The organism is Zavarzinia aquatilis, from assembly GCF_003173035.1.
Lineage (GTDB): Bacteria > Pseudomonadota > Alphaproteobacteria > Zavarziniales > Zavarziniaceae > Zavarzinia > Zavarzinia aquatilis.
In genome coordinates, this window is sequence record NZ_QGLE01000003.1 from 142,137 (window position 1) to 160,684 (window position 18,548).

The 18,548-nt window shown below is 69.6% G+C and carries 21 protein-coding genes and 1 tRNA gene; 10 read left to right on the forward strand and 12 right to left on the reverse strand.

The window, feature by feature from the left end; all coding sequences use genetic code 11:
- The first annotated feature begins 74 nt into the window (after nucleotides 1-74).
- From tsaE to DKG74_RS06935, 7 genes are all read left to right on the forward strand, one after another.
- A complete protein-coding gene (tsaE, locus tag DKG74_RS06905; protein ID WP_207779274.1) occupies nucleotides 75-530 on the forward strand; it encodes a tRNA (adenosine(37)-N6)-threonylcarbamoyltransferase complex ATPase subunit type 1 TsaE in 456 nt (151 codons plus the stop codon).
- Nucleotides 527-1,573: an aminoglycoside phosphotransferase family protein gene (locus DKG74_RS06910; RefSeq protein ID WP_109904051.1), complete on the forward strand. Its 1,047-nt coding sequence runs from the start codon at nucleotides 527-529 to the stop codon at nucleotides 1,571-1,573. Before tsaE ends, DKG74_RS06910 begins: the two co-directional genes overlap by 4 nt.
- The gene (locus DKG74_RS06915; RefSeq protein ID WP_109904053.1) at nucleotides 1,570-2,298 is read left to right on the forward strand and encodes a nucleotidyltransferase family protein; all 729 of its coding nucleotides are present in this window, start codon (nucleotides 1,570-1,572) and stop codon (nucleotides 2,296-2,298) included. Before DKG74_RS06910 ends, DKG74_RS06915 begins: the two co-directional genes overlap by 4 nt.
- Nucleotides 2,282-5,266 (forward strand): double-strand break repair protein AddB, encoded by a 2,985-nt coding sequence (gene addB, locus DKG74_RS06920; protein ID WP_243404045.1) that lies wholly within the window; start codon nucleotides 2,282-2,284, stop codon nucleotides 5,264-5,266. Before DKG74_RS06915 ends, addB begins: the two co-directional genes overlap by 17 nt.
- Nucleotides 5,263-8,682, forward strand: coding sequence for a double-strand break repair helicase AddA (gene addA / locus DKG74_RS06925; protein ID WP_165837571.1), 3,420 nt, complete (start codon nucleotides 5,263-5,265; stop codon nucleotides 8,680-8,682). The genes addB and addA overlap by 4 nt, the downstream gene beginning before the upstream one ends.
- A gap of 66 nt (nucleotides 8,683-8,748) precedes the next feature.
- Entirely contained in the window at nucleotides 8,749-9,069 is a 321-nt protein-coding gene (trxA, locus tag DKG74_RS06930) for a thioredoxin TrxA (RefSeq protein ID WP_109904059.1), read from the forward strand.
- 107 nt (nucleotides 9,070-9,176) lie between these two features.
- A tRNA-Gly gene (locus DKG74_RS06935) sits at nucleotides 9,177-9,251 on the forward strand.
- Between the two features lie 9 nt (nucleotides 9,252-9,260).
- On the opposite strand, the gene DKG74_RS06940 is transcribed toward DKG74_RS06935, so the two are convergent.
- The 11 genes from DKG74_RS06940 to DKG74_RS06985 form a co-directional block, all read right to left on the reverse strand.
- A complete protein-coding gene (locus DKG74_RS06940) occupies nucleotides 9,261-10,313 on the reverse strand; it encodes a tyrosine-type recombinase/integrase (RefSeq protein WP_109904062.1) in 1,053 nt (350 codons plus the stop codon).
- On the reverse strand, nucleotides 10,300-10,590 hold the full coding sequence (locus DKG74_RS06945; RefSeq protein ID WP_109904064.1) for a helix-turn-helix transcriptional regulator: 291 nt from the start codon (nucleotides 10,588-10,590) through the stop codon (nucleotides 10,300-10,302). Before DKG74_RS06945 ends, DKG74_RS06940 begins: the two co-directional genes overlap by 14 nt.
- Nucleotides 10,590-12,263: a DNA cytosine methyltransferase gene (locus DKG74_RS06950; RefSeq protein ID WP_109904066.1), complete on the reverse strand. Its 1,674-nt coding sequence runs from the start codon at nucleotides 12,261-12,263 to the stop codon at nucleotides 10,590-10,592. The genes DKG74_RS06945 and DKG74_RS06950 overlap by 1 nt, the downstream gene beginning before the upstream one ends.
- An 11-nt stretch (nucleotides 12,264-12,274) precedes the next feature.
- Complete coding sequence (gene ssb / locus DKG74_RS06955; RefSeq protein ID WP_109904068.1) at nucleotides 12,275-12,739, reverse strand: single-stranded DNA-binding protein; 465 nt, start codon at nucleotides 12,737-12,739, stop codon at nucleotides 12,275-12,277.
- Between the two features lies 1 nt (nucleotide 12,740).
- Nucleotides 12,741-13,094: a hypothetical protein gene (locus tag DKG74_RS06960; protein ID WP_109904070.1), complete on the reverse strand. Its 354-nt coding sequence runs from the start codon at nucleotides 13,092-13,094 to the stop codon at nucleotides 12,741-12,743.
- Nucleotides 13,091-14,377 (reverse strand): ParB/RepB/Spo0J family partition protein, encoded by a 1,287-nt coding sequence (locus DKG74_RS06965; protein WP_109904072.1) that lies wholly within the window; start codon nucleotides 14,375-14,377, stop codon nucleotides 13,091-13,093. The genes DKG74_RS06960 and DKG74_RS06965 overlap by 4 nt, the downstream gene beginning before the upstream one ends.
- Nucleotides 14,374-14,529 (reverse strand): hypothetical protein, encoded by a 156-nt coding sequence (locus DKG74_RS21670; RefSeq protein ID WP_165837572.1) that lies wholly within the window; start codon nucleotides 14,527-14,529, stop codon nucleotides 14,374-14,376. The genes DKG74_RS06965 and DKG74_RS21670 overlap by 4 nt, the downstream gene beginning before the upstream one ends.
- Nucleotides 14,522-15,280, reverse strand: coding sequence for a hypothetical protein (locus DKG74_RS06970; RefSeq protein ID WP_109904074.1), 759 nt, complete (start codon nucleotides 15,278-15,280; stop codon nucleotides 14,522-14,524). Before DKG74_RS06970 ends, DKG74_RS21670 begins: the two co-directional genes overlap by 8 nt.
- The gene (locus DKG74_RS06975) at nucleotides 15,277-15,531 is read right to left on the reverse strand and encodes a hypothetical protein (RefSeq protein ID WP_109904076.1); all 255 of its coding nucleotides are present in this window, start codon (nucleotides 15,529-15,531) and stop codon (nucleotides 15,277-15,279) included. Before DKG74_RS06975 ends, DKG74_RS06970 begins: the two co-directional genes overlap by 4 nt.
- Before the next feature lie 3 nt (nucleotides 15,532-15,534).
- Entirely contained in the window at nucleotides 15,535-15,807 is a 273-nt protein-coding gene (locus DKG74_RS06980) for a hypothetical protein (protein ID WP_109904078.1), read from the reverse strand.
- Between the two features lie 110 nt (nucleotides 15,808-15,917).
- Nucleotides 15,918-16,622, reverse strand: a complete 705-nt coding sequence (locus DKG74_RS06985; protein ID WP_109904080.1) for a hypothetical protein — start codon at nucleotides 16,620-16,622, stop codon at nucleotides 15,918-15,920.
- A gap of 256 nt (nucleotides 16,623-16,878) precedes the next feature.
- Between DKG74_RS06985 and DKG74_RS06990 the strand changes: the two genes are divergently transcribed.
- A complete protein-coding gene (locus DKG74_RS06990; protein ID WP_109904082.1) occupies nucleotides 16,879-17,079 on the forward strand; it encodes a hypothetical protein in 201 nt (66 codons plus the stop codon).
- Here DKG74_RS06990 and DKG74_RS06995 read toward each other — a convergent pair.
- Nucleotides 17,070-17,330: a hypothetical protein gene (locus DKG74_RS06995; protein WP_109904084.1), complete on the reverse strand. Its 261-nt coding sequence runs from the start codon at nucleotides 17,328-17,330 to the stop codon at nucleotides 17,070-17,072. The two genes, DKG74_RS06990 and DKG74_RS06995, sit on opposite strands and share 10 nt — an antisense overlap.
- A gap of 116 nt (nucleotides 17,331-17,446) precedes the next feature.
- On the opposite strand from DKG74_RS06995, the gene DKG74_RS07000 reads away from it, so the two are divergent.
- Together DKG74_RS07000 and DKG74_RS22015 are read left to right on the forward strand one after the other, a co-directional pair.
- Nucleotides 17,447-17,791 (forward strand): hypothetical protein, encoded by a 345-nt coding sequence (locus tag DKG74_RS07000; RefSeq protein ID WP_109904086.1) that lies wholly within the window; start codon nucleotides 17,447-17,449, stop codon nucleotides 17,789-17,791.
- Between the two features lie 283 nt (nucleotides 17,792-18,074).
- Nucleotides 18,075-18,542 (forward strand): HIRAN domain-containing protein, encoded by a 468-nt coding sequence (locus tag DKG74_RS22015; protein ID WP_207779275.1) that lies wholly within the window; start codon nucleotides 18,075-18,077, stop codon nucleotides 18,540-18,542.
- Nucleotides 18,543-18,548 lie beyond the last annotated feature (6 nt).

Below are 18,548 nucleotides of genomic sequence, written 5' to 3' on the forward strand. Positions count from 1 at the left end.
GCCCTGCCGCCGGTTGCGGTCCCTCGCGCGCTTGGGCTAAATGGCGGGAGTTGTTGCCCGCCGGATTCGGAACCTTGCCCTTGCATTTCGCCCTGCCCGATCTGCCGCGCACCGCCGCGCTGGCCACGGCGCTGGCGCCGCTGGCGCGGGCGGGGGACTGCATCGCGCTGTGGGGCGATCTTGGCGCTGGCAAGACCGCCTTCGCCCGCGCTTTCCTGCGCGCCCTCGGCGTTGTCGAGGATGTGCCGAGCCCGACCTTCGCCCTCGTCCAGCCCTATGACACCGACGGGGGGCCTGTCGCCCATTTCGATCTCTACCGGATCGAGGCGGAGGCGGAACTCGACGAAATCGGCTTCGACGCCGCGCTGGACGACGGCATCATCCTCGTCGAATGGCCGGGCCGGGCCGGGCGGCGCCTGCCGGACGACCGGCTGGATATCGTGTTTTCCCTGGATTCATCGGGCCAGCGCGCCGCCACCCTGACCGGGCATGGCGACTGGCCCGCCCGCCTCGACGGATTTGCCCCATGACCGCGCGCAGCCAAGCCATCGACACATTCCTGACTTCGACCGGCTGGGGCGATGCCGTCCGGCGCGATCTGGCCGGCGATGCCTCCTTTCGGCGCTACGAGCGGGTGGAGAAGCCGGATGGGCGCACGGCCGTTCTGATGGATGCGCCGCCGCCGCAGGAAAATGTCCGGCCCTTCATCGGCATCGCCCGTCATCTCGCCCGCCTTGGTCTTTCGGCGCCGCAGATCCTCGCGGCCGAGATCGGTCAGGGCTTCCTGCTGCTCGACGATCTGGGCGACGACAGTTACAACGCCGTGCTGTCGCGCCAGCCCGAGCTGGAAACCGTGCTTTACGAGGCGGCGGTCGATGTCCTCGTCGAGCTGCGGCGGGTGCCGGCGCCGGGGCCGCAGCGTTTCGTCGACGGCAGCCAGTACCGGACGAAGCCCTATGACGAGAAGACCTTCGCCTTCGGCCCCTCCCTCGTCCTCGACTGGCACGCGAAGGCGCTGCGCCTCGACCTCGAGGACGACGCGCGCGCGGCCTTTGTCAGCATCTGGTCCGACCTGTGGCGGCGCCTGCCGCGCGAGCGCGAAACCCTGATGCTGCGCGACTATCACGCCGACAATCTGCTGTGGCTGCCGGGGCGGAAGGGCGCGGCCCGGGTCGGCCTGCTCGATTTCCAGGACGCGACGCTGGGGCCGCCGGCCTATGATCTCGTCTCGCTGCTGGAAGATGCAAGGCGCGATGTCGATCCGGCGCTGGCGGCGGACCTCAAGGCGCGTTACGCCGCGGGGGCCGCGCGGGTCGATCCCCGCTTCGACGCCACGGCTTTCGAGGCGGCCTATGCCATCATGGCGGCGCAGCGCAACAGCCGCATCGCCGGGGTCTTCGTCCGCCTGTGGAAGCGGGACGGCAAGAAGCGCTATCTCGATTTCCTGCCCCGGGTCTGGCGCCATCTCGAGCGCGACCTGCGTCATCCGCTGCTCGCCAACCTGCGGGCCTGGTACGATCATTACCTGCCGGGCGAGGACTTGCGCGCCGGCATCCGGAAGCTCGCGGCATGACCAAGATCGAAACCGCCATGGTGCTGGCCGCGGGCAAGGGGATGCGGATGCGCCCCCTGACCGACCGGGTGCCGAAACCCCTGGTCGAGGTCGACCATCGCAGCCTGCTCGACCGGCTGCTCGACCGGCTGGAGGCGGCGGGGATCGGTCGCGCCGTGGTCAACGTCCATCACCTCGCCGACCAGATCGAGGCGCGCCTCGCCCGCCGCAAGGCCGAGGGCCTCGGCCCGGCCACCACCGTCTCGGACGAGCGGGATGCCCTGCTGGAGACCGGCGGCGGCGTCGCCCGCGCCCTGCCGCTGCTGGGCGAGGGGCCGTTCCTGATCTGCAATGCCGACACGCTGTGGCGCCAGGGGTTCGCCGATCCGATCCGCGACCTTGCGCGTGGCTTCGATCCCGAGACGATGGATGCGCTGCTGCTGGTCGCCCCCACGGCGACGGCGGTCGGCCTCGAGGGCCTCGGCGATTTCCTGATGGACCCGGACGGGCGCCTGTCACGCCGGCCGGAATCGCTGGTCGCGCCCTTCGTCTATGCCGGCTGCGCCGTGATGAAACCGGGGAGTTTCCACGATCTGCCGGAGGGTGCCTTCTCGCTGAACCTTCTGTGGAATCGCGCCATCGAGGCGGGACGGCTGTACGGCCAGCGGCTGGACGGCCAGTTCCTCCATGTCGGCACCATTCCGGCCATCGCCGAGGCGGAGTTGGCCCTTGCCGACCTCGGCTGAGCCGCTCTCCCTCGCCGCCCTGCCGCCCGTCACCGGGCGGCCCTGTCTGCTGACCATTCCGGCCGGCCTGTCCTTCGTCGACACGCTGGCCGATACGCTGCTGGCGCGGGCGGCGGACGATCCGCTGAACCTGGCCGCGACCCTGATCCTCGTGCCGACGCGGCGCGCCGCCCGCTCGCTGAAGGAAGCCTTCCTGCGCCGGGCGCGCGGCCGGCCGCTGCTGTTGCCCCGGATGCGTCCCTTGGGCGATGCCGACGAGGAAGAGCTGGCGCTGGCCGGCACGCCCGCCGTGCTCGACCTGCCGCCCGCGATTGAACCCGTTACACGGAATTTCCTGCTTGCCCGCCTCGTCCTGCAATGGTGGAAGGCGAGGGGGGAGGCGGCGGACCTCGGCGCCGCCCTCGCCCATGCCGATGCCCTCGCCCGGCTGATCGACGAGATGGAGACGGAAGGGGCGGACTGGTCGCGGCTCGACACGCTGGTGCCCGACGCGCTGGCCGGACACTGGCAGGCCACCCTCGATTTCCTGAAGATCGCGGCGCGCGACTATTGGCCCGCGATCCGCGATGCCCATGGCGCCATGGACCCGGCGGCCCGGCGTAATCAATTGCTGCTGATGCAGGCGGAGGGCTGGCGCGCCGCGCCGCCCGAACATCCGGTCATCGTCGCCGGCTCGACCGGCTCCATCCCGGCGACGGCGCATCTGATGAGCGTCGTGGCCCGCCTGCCCCGGGGCGCGGTGGTGCTGCCCGGGCTCGACCTCGCCATGGCGGCGGGGGACTGGGAGCGTCTCGCCCCCGGCCATCCGCAATGGGCGATGCGCGAATTGCTGCAGCGCCTGCGCGCCGACCGGGCGGATGTCGGCCTGTGGCCGGCGGGCGGCGTGTCCGCGCCGCCATCACCCCGCCTCGCCCTGCTGGCGGAAGCCCTGGCCCCGGCCGAGACCACCGAGCGCTGGTCGGCCAGCAGCCGCAGCCTCGACATGGAGGCCGCCCTCGACGGCGTCACGCGGATCGAGGCCAATGACAGTCCGGCGGAGGCGCGGGCCATCGCGCTTCTGATGCGCGAGGTGCTGGAAACCCCGGCCGCCACCGCCATGCTGGTGACGCCCGACCGCAATCTGGCCCGCCGGGTCGGCGCCGAATTGTCGCGCTGGTCGGTCGAGGTTGACGACAGCGCGGGGGCCAGTCTCGGCGCCAGCGTGCCGGGCGCCTTCCTGCGCCTCGTCCTCGACATGGCGCTGTCGGGCTTCGCGCCGCTGGAACTCCTCTCGTGCCTCAAGCATCCGCTCGCCGCCCTCGGGCTCGAGCGGGCGGATGCGCTGCGGGCCTTGCGCCGGCTGGAGCGGCGCTGCCTGCGCGGGCCGCGCCCGGCGCCGGGGCTCGACGCGCTGCGCCATCTGGCGGCGGCGGTCCCCATGCCCGAGGCCATGCTCGACCTGATCGACCGGCTGGCGGCGGCGACCCGGCCGCTGGTCGAGGCCCTCGCCGGGGAGACGGCCCGTCTCGATGTGCTGGTCGAGGCCCATGTCCTCGCGGCGGAGGCGATCGCGGGCCAGCCCGGCATTCCGGGCGCCGAGCCCTTGTGGCGCGGCGATGCCGGCGAGGCGGCGGCCGGTCTCGTCCAGGACATGCTGGCGGCGGCGGGGGAATTGGGCGCTATCCGCCCCCGCGACTACCCCGGCCTGTTCGAGACCATGGTGGCGGGCGTCGCCGTCCGTCCCAGTTTTGGCCTGCATCCCCGGCTGCGCATCCTCGGCCCGCAGGAGGCGCGGCTGGAATCGGCCGATCTCGTCATCCTCGGCGGTCTCAACGAAGGCACCTGGCCGGTGGAGCCGGCGGCCGATCCCTGGGCCTCGCGCGCCATGCGCGACAGCCTGGGCCTGCCGCCCGCCGACAAGCGCCTCGGTCAGGCGGCCCATGATTTCGCCAGCCTCGCCGCCGCGCCCCGTGTCGTGCTGACGCGGGCGGCCAAGGTCGATCTGTCGCCCACGGTGCCGTCGCGCTGGCTGCGCCGGCTCGACGCGCTGGTCGATCCCGCGCGCTGGCGGACCGGGCCGGCGCCGGGCTGGGCACTGTCGCTCGATCCCGGGGAGGGCGCGCCTTGCGCCGAGCCGGCGCCCCGGCCGCCGCTGGCGGCGCGGCCCCGCGTGTTTTCCGTCTCGGCGGTCGAATTGCTGGTGCGCGATCCTTACGCGCTTTATGCCCGGCAGATCCTGCGCCTGTCGCCGCTCGATCCCGTCGACCAGCCGCCGGGGGCGTCGGACCGGGGCACGATCATCCACGACGTGCTGGACGCTTTTGTCCGGGGGCACATGCGGGGGCCGCTGCCCGGCGATGCGGCCGACCGGCTGATCGCTCTCGGCCGCGAAGCCTTCCGCCGCTTCGACGACTGGCCGGTGGTGAGACGTTTCTGGTGGCCCCGCTTCGTCGAAGTCGCCCATTGGTTCGTCGCGGAAGAAAGCCGCCGCCGCGCCGAGGGGATCGAGCCCCTGGCGGTCGAGACCGAGGGGGCGCTGCGGCTCGACATCGGCGGGGTCGAACATATCGTCACCGCGCGGGCCGATCGCATCGACGGCCGCCCCGACGGTTATGGCATCGTCATTGATTACAAGACCGGCATTCCGCCCAGCAAGGCGCAGATGCAGGCGGGCTTTCGCCCGCAATTGCCGCTCGAAGCCGCGATGCTGGCCGAAGGCGCCTTTCCCGAGGTGAAGCAGCGCCCGGCGGGTGCTATCGAGGTCTGGCGCCTGAAGGGCGGGCGGCCGCCGGGCGAGATCAAGCATGTCGGCGACGCGGACACCGATGCCATCGCCGCCGCCGCGCTTGACGGCGTGGTTCGGCTCTTCACCCGTTACAGCGACGAGACGCAGCCCTATCTCTCGGCGCCCAATCCGCGCCAGAAGGGGTATGGCGACTACGACCATCTCGCCCGGGTCGGCGAATGGGGCGGGGAGGGCGAGGCATGACCGCGTTGCAGGACGCCGCCGCCGATCCCCGCATCTCGGTCTTCGTCTCGGCCTCGGCCGGCACGGGCAAGACCCATGTGCTGACCAACCGGGTGCTGCGTCTCCTCCTGCAGGAGAATGTCGCGCCCGAGAAAATCCTGTGCCTGACCTATACCAAGGCGGCGGCGGCCGAAATGGCCAACCGCATCCAGGACCGGCTGGCCGCCTGGGCGGTGGAACCCGAGGCGCGGCTTTCCGCCGCCATCCGCGACCTGACCGGCGACATCCCGGAAATCGAGACGGTGACGCGGGCGAGGCGCCTGTTCGCCCGCGTGCTCGAAGCGCCGGGGGGCCTTCGGATCGAGACGATCCACGCCTTCTGCCAGTCGCTGCTCGGCCGTTTTCCGGTCGAGGTCGGCCTGCCGCCCCGTTTCGAGGCGCTGGACGACGAGGCCGCCGGCCTCCTGCTGGCCGAGGCGACGGGGGAGGTTCTGTCCGCCGCCGATCCGGAACTGGTCGATGCCGTGCAGCACCTCTCGGGTCTCGTCAGCGATGTCGCCTTCGAGGGGCTGGTCGGCAGCTTCATCGCCCTGCGCACCCGCCTGCCGGAAGACCTGAGCCGGCCGGCCATGGCCCGGCACCTCGCCGATCTCGCAAGGCTGTTCGGCCGGAAACCCGAGGACAGGGGCGGAAGGGCCGAGGTCATCGCCCGTTTCGCCGCCCGCCGGCAGAAGGACTGGACCCCGGTCGAGCGGGCCGTCGAAGCCTTGCGCGGCGGCACGGCGACCGATCAGAAGATGGCGACGGCGCTGGCGCAGACGCGTGTCGCCTTCGATTACGATGATTACGCCGGGGTGTTCCTGACCGGCACGGGCGAGCCGCGCAAGGCCCCGATGACCAAAAAGCTGGGCGAGCGTTTCCCGGCCGAGCGGGACTGGATGGCGGCGGAAGCCGCCGCGCTCGCCGCGCTGGAGGCGGAGGCGACGGCGGCGGAGGTTCATCTTGCCTCCCGCGCGCTGCTGATCCTCGGCACCGCGATCCTCGCGCGTTACACGGCGGCCAAGGCCCGGCGCCGCGCCATCGACTATGACGACATGGTGCTGAAGGCGCGCGACCTGCTGACGCGGGGCGCGGCGGCGCCCTGGGTGCTCTACAAGCTCGACGGTGGCATCGACCATCTGCTGATCGACGAGGCGCAGGACACCAGCCCCGCCCAGTGGCAGCTCGTTCGCGCCCTGACCGGGGAATTCTTCGCCGGCGACGGGGCGCAGACCCGCCATCGCACGGTCTTCGCCGTGGGCGACACCAAACAGTCGATCTATTCCTTCCAGGGCGCCGCGCCGGAGATTTTCGGGGCGGAGCGCCAGCGCACCGACAGCGCGGCGCACGCGGCAGGCAAGGCGTTCCGGCCCATCGAACTCGACATGTCGTTCCGCACCGCGCCCGCCGTGCTCGCCCTGGTCGACGCGGTCTTCGCCCTGCCGCAGGCGCGGGATGGCGTCGTCGAGGGCGGCGTGCTGCGCCATGTCGCCCACCGCGCCGGGGCCGCCGGCAGCGTCGAGCTGTGGCCGGTCGAGGAGGGCGAGACGGTCGACGAGGCGGAGGCCTGGTCCCCGGCCGAGGTCGCCGCCCGCGGCCGCTCGGCCGAAGACATGCTGGCGGAGCGGATCGCCGACGCCATCCGCGCCGAACTGGATGCCGGCACCCTGCTGCCGGCCCGGGGCCGGGCGTTGCGGCCCGGCGACATCATGGTCCTGGTGCGGCGGCGCACCGGTTTTGTCGATGCCCTGACGCGGGCCTGCAAGGCGCGGGGCGTGCCGGTCGCCGGCAGCGACCGCATGAGCCTCGCGGCCCAGCTGGGTGTGCGCGACCTGATCGCCATGGGCCGTTTCGCCCTGCTGCCGGATGACGATCTGACCCTGGCGACGGTGCTGAAGGGGCCCTTCATCGGCCTGGGCGAGGAAGCCCTGTTCGATCTCGCCCATGGCCGCGGGCCGGAGAGGCTGTGGCGCCGGCTGGTGGCGCGGGCGGGCACGCGGCCCGATTTCGCCGCCGCCCACGAGGCGCTGGCGGCGGTGCTGGCGCGGGCCGATTACGTCACGCCCTTCGCCTTCTTCTCCCGCCTTCTCGACGAGGGCGGCGGACGGCGGCGGCTGATCGGCCGGCTGGGCGCCGAGGCGATCGAGCCGATCGAGGAATTCCTCTCTCATGCCCTCCGCCACGAGGCGGACGAGGCTCCGTCGCTCGAGCGGTTCCTGCATGCGGTCGAAAGCGGCGGCACCGAGCTGAAGCGCGACCTCGACCGCGGCCGGAACGAGCTGCGCATCCTGACCGTCCATGCCTCCAAGGGGCTGGAGGCGCCGGTGGTGATCCTGCCCGACACCACCAGCCTGCCCGGCGTGCGCGAGAGCCTGCTGATGACCGACGGCGGCCTGCCGGTCTTCGCCATCGAAGGGGCAGGGACTGTGCCCGTCGTTGCCGCCTTACGCGAGACCCTGCGGGCGGCGGCCCTGCGCGAATATCGCCGCCTGCTCTATGTCGCGCTGACACGGGCGGAGGACCGGCTGGTGGTCTGCGGCTGGCGCGCCGGCAAGAAGAAGGATCGGAACTTCGAGGAAGGCTCCTGGTACGATCTCGTCGCCGCCGCCTTCCCCGAGGACGCGGAAGTGCACGAGCTGTCGCCCGGCTTCGCCATCCGGCGGAAATCGGGTGTTCAGCGCGACCCGGTGGGGGAGAGGGCGCATCTTGCGGCGGCGAGCGCGGCGCCCCTGCCGCTGCCGGCCTGGGCGCTGCGCCCCGCGCCCGAGGAAAGCCGGCCGTCCGATCCCCTGAGCCCGTCCCGCCTCGCCGATGCGGATATCGGCGTCGCCAGCCCGCTGGCGCTTGCGGCGGGCGGGCGTTTCCTGCGCGGGCGCCTCGTCCACCGGATGCTGGAATTGCTGCCCGACCTGCCGGCGGAAAGCCGGGGGGCGGCGGCGGCGCGTTTCCTTGCTGCCCGCGCGGGCGACCTGCCGGCCGAGGCGCGGGACGATCTCGCGGCGGAAACCCTCGCCGTGCTGGATCATGCCGAATTCGGCGCCGTCTTCGGCCCAGGCAGCCGGCCCGAAGTGCCCGTCGCCGCCCTGCTCGGCACGACCTCGGTGCTCGGTCAGATCGACCGGCTGGTGGTCCTGCCGGAGCGGGTGCTGATCGTCGATTTCAAGACCGACCGGCCCTCGCCCAGCGACTGGCGCGCGGTTGCGCCCGGCTATCTGCGCCAGCTCGCGCTTTACCGCGCGGCGGTTTCCCGGCTCTTTCCGGGCAAGCCGGTCGAGGCGGCGCTGCTCTGGACCGAGACGCCGCGCCTGATGCCCATTCCGGGGGCGATTCTCGATGCAAGCCTTGCAGACCTGCCCGGCGTCGCCCCTCCAGTTGACGCATCCCGCCAGCCTTCCTAGATTTGTTGACCGAACATGAACGATGTCGCAGGGTTCGCCCCTCGACCACGAAAGGTGCTTCAAGCCATGGCCACCAAGAAGGTGACGGACACTTCATTCGCGACCGACGTGCTGGGCGCGCCCGGCCCCGTCGTCGTCGACTTCTGGGCCGAATGGTGCGGCCCCTGCAAGCAGATCGGCCCCAGCCTCGAGGAAATCTCCGAGGAACTCGGCCAGCAGGTCACGATCACCAAGATCAATATCGACGAAAACCCGAATACCCCGGCCCGTTACGGCGTGCGCGGCATCCCCACCCTGATGCTGTTCCGCGACGGCAAGGTCGCCGCGACCAAGGTCGGCGCCCTGCCCAAGGGCAAGATCGTCGAGTGGATCAACAACTCGATCTGATCCGCTTTTCGACCCTTCGTCGGTGAATCGGGCCCCGGTGCGACAGTGCCGGGGCCATTCATTTGACGGCGGCGTTCTTCATTGCTAAGAACGCTCTCCGGCTCTGAGCGGGCGTAGTTCAGAGGTAGAACATCAGCTTCCCAAGCTGAGTGTCGTGGGTTCGATTCCCATCGCCCGCTCCAAGACTTAGGTCACTTATCCCCAGATGGTTTTTCCGACTGTTTTTCTGGGGCCGTTCTCGCGGCGTTCGCGTCGAGCCGTCTGATTCGATCCAGAAGGATTTCGTCGCGCTTCACATAGCGGTCGATCAGCCGCTCGACCTGGTCTTCGGACCAGGCCAGAATTTCGGCGATTTCGCGGATGGTGATGCCGCCAACATAAAGCCTGGTAGCGGCAGTCCCTCGAAGGTCGTGGAAGTGCAGATTGAGGCCGGCCCGCTTCATCGCCTTCTGCCAGCTCGATGTGAAGCCTGATCGCCACGGAAGGCCATCGGTATTGGTCAGAACCGTGGTCGCGCGCTTCGGGATCGCCGCCAGAAGCTCGCGCAGCTCGCCGTGCAGTGGGATCAACGCGGCGCGGCGGCCGCGGCTCTTACCGGTCCTGATCTCGATCGCCAGCGGTGCGACATGCGACCATGACAGCTTCAGCAGGTCGCTGAGCCGCAGGCCCGTCAGGGCGCCCAATCGCGCGGCCTGATAGATCTCTGGCGAGGACGCCGCCTTCAGGCGCTCAAAATCCGCCGCCATCCAGATGATCTCTGAGCGGTCGACCTCGTAAATCTGGGCGATGCCCTTGCAGGGGTTGACCAGGATCAACCCTTTGGCGGCGGCGAAGCTCATGAGGCGGGATAGCACCTGCATCCCCATGTCGGCCGCGCGCGGTGTCTTGGCCCATTCGTCCCGCCAATCCGTGATCTCGGGTCGGATGGTGGCCCGGTCGAATTGCTTGATCGACAGCGGGCCGAAGCGATCATTGATTCGCCCAAGCCAGCGATCCCACTCGATCTTTGTGCGAGGGGCGAGCTTGTCCCAATCGCGGCTGCCCCTGTAGCTGACGATCAGATCGGAGACGCGGCGGCCGTCGGTCTTGCGACGCGAGGACAGGGCGGACTCCAGCTCGGCCACGAATTCATCGCTGCCCGGCGCGGCGTGCAGGCGCGGGGCGCCCTTGCCCTTCCATGCGTAATAGTAGGTCTTCCCCCGCGCGACGACCTTGTAGACCGATTTCAGGTCAACCTTTGCCACGGCTCCGCTTCCACTCCGACAGCTCGCGATCCAGATCGTCATCCTCACGCGCGCTGGCGGTGGAGGCAACGCCCATGCGGCCATCCAACATCCGGTCGAGCGCGAAGCGATCCCATGTCTTGCGCCGACCGCGCTCCAGCGGTTGAGGCCACTGGCCGGCGGCAACCTCGCGGTCGAAGGTCCCGGCCGATACGCCAAGGTAGGCGGCGGCCTGTTCGCGCGACAGCATCCTTGGCCAGCCGGGCAGCCGCCCGATATCTTCGATGCGGGCGACCATCAGGTTCCCGTCGCCTCTGTGACCAGCTCTTCGCGCACGTTGGCGAAGGCCAGGCGCCGCGCCATCTCGGGCGGCACGCTGTTGCCGATGAGATGATACTTCTCGGTTTTCGTCAGCTTTCGCGCGATCCAGTTGCCCTTCTTGTCCCGTATGCGGATCGGCAGGTTCAGGCTGGCCGGGTCGAAGCCATGGGCGCGGGCACATTCCTCCGGCTCCAGCATCCTCATGCCGATGTCGGTCAGGGCATATTCGCTGCCCGCGATGCTTATGGTCACGGCGGCGTGGCGCATTTTCGTCGTCACGGTACCGAGGGGTTCGTCCGCCGCGCGGCAACTCTCGCCCACGCTGTAATATTGGGCGAGAAAGGCGGCGACGAGGGCAACATGGCTGCCGCCCGCGGTCACGGTCGGCATGGGATCGGCGATGTCTCGCCCGTCCTTCGATGTGCCGCGAAGGGTCGCGAGGCTACAGGCGACAACCGCCTTCTGCGTCGCGGCCGTGGTCGAGGTCGACATGGGTTCGTCCGCCGGGCGACCGATGACGCCGGTGTTGTGCTGGGCGAGGAAAGCGGCGACCAGCCCCATCGGTACGCTGCCGCCCGGGCGCTTCTCGAAGCTGTTCGCGGTCACGGTCGCCAGCGGTTCGGACAGATCGTGCCCGATGGCGCCATTGCGAAACTTGGTGACATGCGGCGCCACCAGCGCGATTTCCCCGCGATTGGCGCTCGTCACCGTGCGCAGGGGATCGGCGATGTCGTGTGTACGATCCCCGCCGTGATGGGTCACATGGAGCAGGAACGGGCGTTTTGCCTTGACGACATAGCGCATGGTGCCGACGGCGATCCGGCGATGCGTCGCGGGGGCCAGTTGCTTTGCCCGCTCGAAGATCGACGGGCAGGGAATCGACCAGTCGATGCAGGTGTGGGCGCCGATCCAGGGTCGCAGGCGCAGGGCCTTCGCCTTCTCGCGCGGTGCATGGGTGCGCGCCGGCCAGCGGGGCGGTCGCCCGCCTATGGTCATCACGGCCCAGAAGCGTTTGCGGATGGTCGGAATGCCGTGATCGGCGCAAATCTCCTCGCGGAACTCGATGGTATAGCCGAGACCCCGCAGGTGCCGAAGCCACCGCCCGAAGGTCTTGCCTCGCCGGCGAGGGTCGGGCACCAGCTGCTGTTCCGCGACAGGAACCCGTTCGCCCGGGGCGGCCACACTGCCGTCGAGACGGATCACCCTGCCGGTGGCCGGATCGCGCTTGGCGATCAGCGGCCCCCAGGTCTGCAGCTCCGGTACATTTTCGGTGAAGATGGTCTCGGGGGCCGTCATGCCGGCCCAGCGGCAGACGATCCACGGCAGGCTTCGCACCCGCCGCGACACCGGCGCGCCGCCCTTGGCCCGGCTGAAATGCCGGCAGTCGGGCGATGCCCAGAGGATGCGTACCGGCCGTCCGCCGGTCGCCGCGCGCGGACAGACTTCGAAGACATCCGATTGCAGATGCCGCGTGTGTGGGTGGCGGGCCTGATGCGCGGCGACCGCGACGGCATCGTGATTGATCGCCAGATGCACGGGGAAGCCCGCCGCCTCCAGTCCGTCGCAGGCACCGCCCATGCCGGCGAAGAGCACGACGGTCATCCGCTGGTCGAGCAGCCAGGCGGGCGCGGGCGATAGCTTTCCGTGCATGATGGCTCCCCCTAGAACGGAATTTCGTCGTCGAGGTCGTAGCCCCGGCCGGATGCGCCGCCGCCCGGCCCGGCGCCGGGCGCGCTGTTCTCCCTCGGCGCGGAACGGCCGGTGTCGTCGCCGGTCTTGCCGTCGAGAAGCGTCAGCTCGCCCCGGAAGCGCTGCAGCACGACTTCGGTCGTGTAGCGCTCCTGGCCCTGCTGGTCGGTCCACTTGCGGGTTTGCAGCGCGCCTTCGACATAGACCTTGCTGCCCTTCCGCAGGTAATCGCGCGCGACCTTGGCCAGCGCCTCGTTGAAGATGACCACGCGGTGCCACTCGGTGCGTTCCTTGCGCTCGCCGGTCGCCTTGTCCTTCCAGCTTTCGGAGGTCGCGAGCGACAGGTTGACGATCAGGTCGCCGCCCTGGCTGTTCCGGCTTTCCGGATCGCGGCCGAGATGGCCGATCAGGATCGCCTTGTTGACGCTGCCGGCCATGTCAGCGGACCTCCCCGCCGACAAGGGCGCCGATGACTTCGCGGGAAACCCGATGCCAGAGGTCGTCCGGAACCTCCGGCCCCCACGCCCTGGTGAATTCCGCCCTGGCGGCGGCGGCGGCGCGGTCGAGCGCGGTATCGGACAGGATGGGATCGGTGGCATCCCCTTTTTCCATGGCGGCGAGGGTGGCACCTTGGTCGCTGTAGCGCTCGAGCGCCTTGGCGGCGCGGGCGGCGGCGGGGCCGTCGCTCTGGTCGATCGCGCGGCGGAGCTCGATCAGCGCGGTGAAATAGCGGCGGGCGATGCCGGCCCAGACTTCATCGCGCGCGGTGACGCGCAGGGTGATATCGGTCATTTCGTTTCCTTCCAGTCGCCGTCGAGCCGGAACACGGCAGATGCGTCGAGCGCGCGGTCGAGGATGATCACGGCGGTGGCATGGGTTTTCGTGGGGGCGGCGGCATGGGTTATGACCAGCCCGACTTCATGGCCGAAGGCGGCCCCGGGCAGGCGGTCGTCGGGGGTCCATGCCGCGGCCTCGGTCTCGGTGATCTCGGTGGCGAGGCCTTCGTCGTCCTCGTCGTATTCCGGGCGGGGCGGGGCGCCGGCATCGGGTTTGATGAGCGTGGTCAGGTCTGCCGGGCCGGCGGGGTCGCGCGGGGTTTCGGCGGGGCCGGCGATTTCGGGCGCCTTGGGGGCTGGTGGCGGCGTCCAGCCGGCGGGCTGTTCTTCCGCCTCCTCGCCGGTCGGGCCGGCCATCTCGCTGGTCAGGGCTTCGAGGGCGGCCCTGGTCTCCTTCTCGGTCCAGCCGATCAGGGACGGGTGGCGACCGATGAAGGCGATCTGGATATCGGGGCCGAAGCCCTGCAGCGTCTCGGCATGGGCAAGGCTCATATGCCCCTCGCGGAACACATCGCGTGCCAGATCGCAGAGGCGGCGGGTCAGCGCCATGCGCGATTGCACCAGCCGCTGGGTGAGGCCGATGCGGCCCGCGATATCGGCGGTCGAAAGGCCGGCGGTGACGAGGCGGCCGAAGGCCTCGCCCTCGTCGAGGGGGTGCATGTCGGCCCGGGCCAGATTGGCGGCGAGCTGGCGGATCAGGATATCCGTGTCATCGGCCGGGGCCGTGATCACCACGGGGATCGGGGTGTCCTCGTGCACGACGAGGATATCGCCATCGCCCGCCTGCCCCTCCAGCTGGCGCAGGGCCAGCAGGCGGCGATGACCGTCGACCACCATGTAGTCGCCGGGCCTGTCCGGCAGCGGGCGGACGATGAGGGGGACCAGCAGACCGGCCGTCGCGATCGACTCGGCAAGGTCGTTCAGCGTCTCGTCGATCGCGGTCTGGCGCGGATTGTTGGGGTCCTCGACCAGCCGATTCAGGGGGACGGTCATCGGCCCGGGTCCGGGGCTGGCGGCGATGCCGAGAATGTCGGCAAGGCTGGTATCCGCGGCCTCGGCAAGGCGGCTGAGCTGGTCGAGGGCCATGGTCGCGCTCTTGCCGGTCAGGAATTTCGACAGGGCGCCATTGTCGCAAGCGGCGGCTTCGGCATGGGCGCGCAGCGACAGGCCGGCCCGGTCTTGCGCGGCCTGGAGGCGGGCGCGGATGGCGTCCCAATCCATGGTGGTCGGCGCGATCATGACAGCACCCACGCGAAGGTGATCAGCGCGCCGATGAAACCGGCCATGATGCCGCCGAAAAAGTGATCGCCGGCAGCCAGCCAACTGGCGGTGACGAACTGGCGAACGGCGTTCGCGAGGGGGCGGACGCGGTGGCGAGGGGGCTTACGCATCGGCGGTCTCCTCGCCTTTCGCCGGCAGCGCGGCGCGGCGGGCCTGTTCGGCCGCGAGGGCTTCCTGCGCCTCGGGCAACGACCGCCCGACGAAGTTCCATTCGTCGTCATCATCCACGTCGGGCGCGGGCGGCAGAGTGACATGGAAGGTTCGGTCGACGATGGCGAGGTGCTCGACTTCGGCGATGTCGCCATCGTCGCGACACTCCACAATGTCGCAAGGCGATTCGTAGCCGACCTCCCGATCATCGGCATCCCAATAACAGGTCACCTGTGGGCGGAAGACGATCCGCCGCAGCGTGGTCATATCCGTCGCATCGCCCCGGTGAAGGCCGGCAAGGATTTCCCAGCCTCGCAGCTCGTCGTCGCTGGCGCGGTTGGCCCCCCAGTGGTGCAAGTCCGTCCAGTCCGCATTATTATCGGGCAGGGCCTCCATGGTGACGGCGGACTGGTCGAACGACAGGGCGGCGGCGACGAGATTGGCGACGAGGGTAACCATCGGCCCGGTCAGGGTGATGGTGTCGGGGCAGGGCAATGGGGTGCCCCGGTGCAGGGCGGCGAGGTCCTGCAGGGCATTCACCTCCGCTTCCTGCGCGCGGTTGTAATCGCTGACATCGCGTTCCGACCATTCCGCCGCGCGGGTCTCGCGCAGGCGGTCGAAGGTGACCCGGGATTCCGCGATCGCCGCGGCATTGGCCAGCCAGCGCAGGGGATCGGTCGGCGACAGGCCGCCGGTGCTGAGGGTGATCATGGCTTTCCTCCCTGGATGATGCCGAGGCGGGCGGGGCTTCGGGTGACGAGATCGGCCACGCTGGGGCGGGCCGGTGGCGCCACCTCGGTCAGGGCCTCGCCGAAGCGATAGATGGTGACGCCACCGGTCACCGGTGACAGTTCGTGCTGCCAGCCGGCAAGGGTGCTGCGGCGGGTCGACAGGACGCGGTAGACGATGGTGCCGCCAGCGGTGACCAGCGTGCCGGGGGAATAGCGGCGGGGCGCGATCATCGCTCACGCCTCCGCCGGCAGGGCCTGGCGGCCGATGCGGCGGCGCAGGATCGCCCGGGCCTTGTCGCCGTGTTCCGCGATTTCGGCGGCGGTCCAGCCGGCGCGCGACAGGTCGGTGCCGAGGACATCGCCCTTGCGCTCATAGGCGGCCAGCATGTCGTCGGCCATGCGCTCGGGCGCCGGCCGGGTGTCGGGCTTGGGGGCAGGGGGCGGGGCGGTGAGGCGACCCATGATCGGGGTGCCGTCGGGCAGGCGCCCGCAGGGGACGATGGTCATGATGTTCCTTTCGGGCAAAAGGGAAGGGATCGCGCGGGAGGGCGAAGGGCAGCCCTCCCGCGCTGCGCCGCCGGGGCGAGGGGGCAGGGGCCCGGCGGAATGGGGGGCGGTCATGCCGCGCTATCCGTCGCGGCGGTTTCGGCAAGGCCGGCCCAGGCGGGCACGACGGTCGTGCCCTTGGCCTGCATGGGCATGATCAGGCCGAACCAGGCGTTGCTTTCCGGCGAAACGACGATGGGGCCTTCTTCGCTGCTGGGCGAGAGGCGAAGCGGGCCGCGGTCGGGCACGCCAAGCAGCTGATCCGCCTTCCCGAAGCGGGCCATAAGCGCCGGGTTGAAGGGCGGAAGGCGCGGATGTCCGCCGCTGACGTGCTTCACCACGCGCCGCCAGTCGGGAAAGGGGCCGTCGATGGCCGGAGCCCAGCCGAAAAACACCGTGTCCTCGCGCGGGGCGCGGATTTCGTCCTCATGGACCGGAAGGCCAGGGTCAGTGCCCGGGTCTTCCGCGATGACATGCAGGTTATTGCCGAAGAAATACGCGGTCGGCGACTTTCCATCGCGTCTGCGCAAGGCGCAGGCCTTGATCGCTGCCGGCGGCAGCGAACAGTTGGCGGGCGCGTTGGCGTAACCTGCCAGATCGCGGATGACGGTCATGGTGGCGCCATCGGTCGCGACGACGAGGGCGCCGCCGTCCGGGCAGGGCTCGATGCCGACGCCGTTCAGATAGTAGCGGGTCGCTTCCCGGCTGCTGAACAGGCTTGCTGCGGCGAGGGCGGCGCCGCTGACCCGGATGGCGCGGGAGGGGGGATTATCCATGATCAGTCCTCCGAAGGCTGGGGGTTAAAGTAAACGGAATTCGCATCGGGGTCGGGGTCGCGCGGTATGGCGAAGGGCAGCCCTCCCGCGCTGGCTGCCGGCGGCGAGGGGGCAGGGTGACGCCGGCAGATCGGATGAGGGGGCGGTGCGACCAGAAGGGTTGCATGGGGGCGCGAAACGCGCTCACATCGCGGGTGGCAGGAACGGGGTGAGCGCCCCGCCCCTGCCGTTTCACAAGCCATGAAGGACGAAGCACATGACCCGTGAAAAACTGTTCGAGCTGGCGGCGCTGGACTGCCTGCAGAAAACGACAGTCCGCAGCGATCCGGAGTTTCCCGACCGGAAGATCGACGAGGCTATGGCTCGCGCTATTCGCCGCAATTACCAGATCCTGCTGGCGGCGTGGCGGGCGGTCGGCGGCGATGCCGAGGGGCTGGATATGCCGCATCAGGGCTGATCCTCGCCCGCGATCTCGCCGCCAAGGACATAGGGCGTGATCCGCCGCCAGCTCTTGAGGGCGGGGATGGGAACCCGCCCATCGGCGAAGATGCCGGCGCGGATGCGATGTTCCAGATTGGCCATCAGTTCCTCGGCGGCTTCCGGCTCGCGGGCGGCGAACGCCGCGAAGCGTTCGGCCGGCGTGCGGCGGGGCGCGTCGACGGTCTCGCGAACGGCGTTCGCGTCGGTGGAGGCTGAGGGGCCGGCCATGTCAGTTGCCCTCCGACTTGATCGACTCGCTCGATCCATGCCCAATCAGGTTGCCCGGAGCGGGTCGCCACCTGCCCCGGGCTTTTCCACACGCCATGCAGGGGAGAAGAGGGAGCATGACCGGGAAACGGAAATTGACGGATCGCGAGGTCGAGCGCGCCTTGATGGCCGCCGAACAGAATTTCGCCACTGTCGGCGCCCGCCTCGAAGAGGCCGAGCGGTTGCTGAAATTTGCGCTCGAGGGAGTCACGACGCAGTCGGCGCAGATTCTGGCCCTGCAAGAACTGGTCGCCGAACTGGTCGCGCTGACAGGCGCCAAGATCGACTTCGATCGCGTCGAGCGGAGGATGCGCTCCAGCTTCAACGGAACAAGCGAGGTCGACCTTCTCGGCCAGGCCAACTGCACGGAATGCCTCGCGACGCTGAAGGTCACGATCGGTACAAGGCTGGCCGAAGGCTGATCGCGAACAGTGATGGTTCGTGCCTCGCCCGCCGCGTCGATATAGGCCGCGATTTTCGGGGCGGCCATGTCAGCGGCTCCCTTTCAGCGGGGCCGCTGCCGGGGCCGGCAGTTCGATGGATGCGGGGTCGGCGGGCGGGTGATCGGTCGGGGTCGGCATTGGTGGCTCCCATCAGCGGGTGATGGGGAAACAATACAATTGGTATCGTTGACGTCAATACAAAAAGTATCGACCGCTGACCCGGCGGGCGCTGTATTTTTGTTGTGCATCGGGGGGATTGGCCATGAGCGTTTGGTGGTGGGCAGCGGCAGCCGCTGCGGTGGTTGTGATCGGGGCAATATTTCACTCGCCCCGAGACCGCTATGCGGGGGTGAGGGCGTCTGATGATCGGCAAGATGCCGAGGCGACCGTCGGTGAAGCGGATGATGCCGAGCGGTCGTTTCTTCTCGACGTTGTCGGCGAGACCATGCGAAATGTGGATGGGTCGTCGCGCCAGCAAATATTGACGCGCTGCCGGGCCGGTGATCCGGTCGAGCTGAGGCCGGAGCCGACAAATCCGCACGATTCCAATGCGGTGGCGGTTTATGTTTCGGGCCGACAGGTCGGCTATGTTTCTCGTCAGAAAGCGCCGCGAATTCTTCGCGATATAGAATGTTCCAGAATAATATTCGTATCTGTTTACAAAGTTTCCGGCGGAACTAAAGAAAAGCCCTCTCGCGGCATTGTGCTTTATGTTGCCGTAAGGGCATAAGTCATA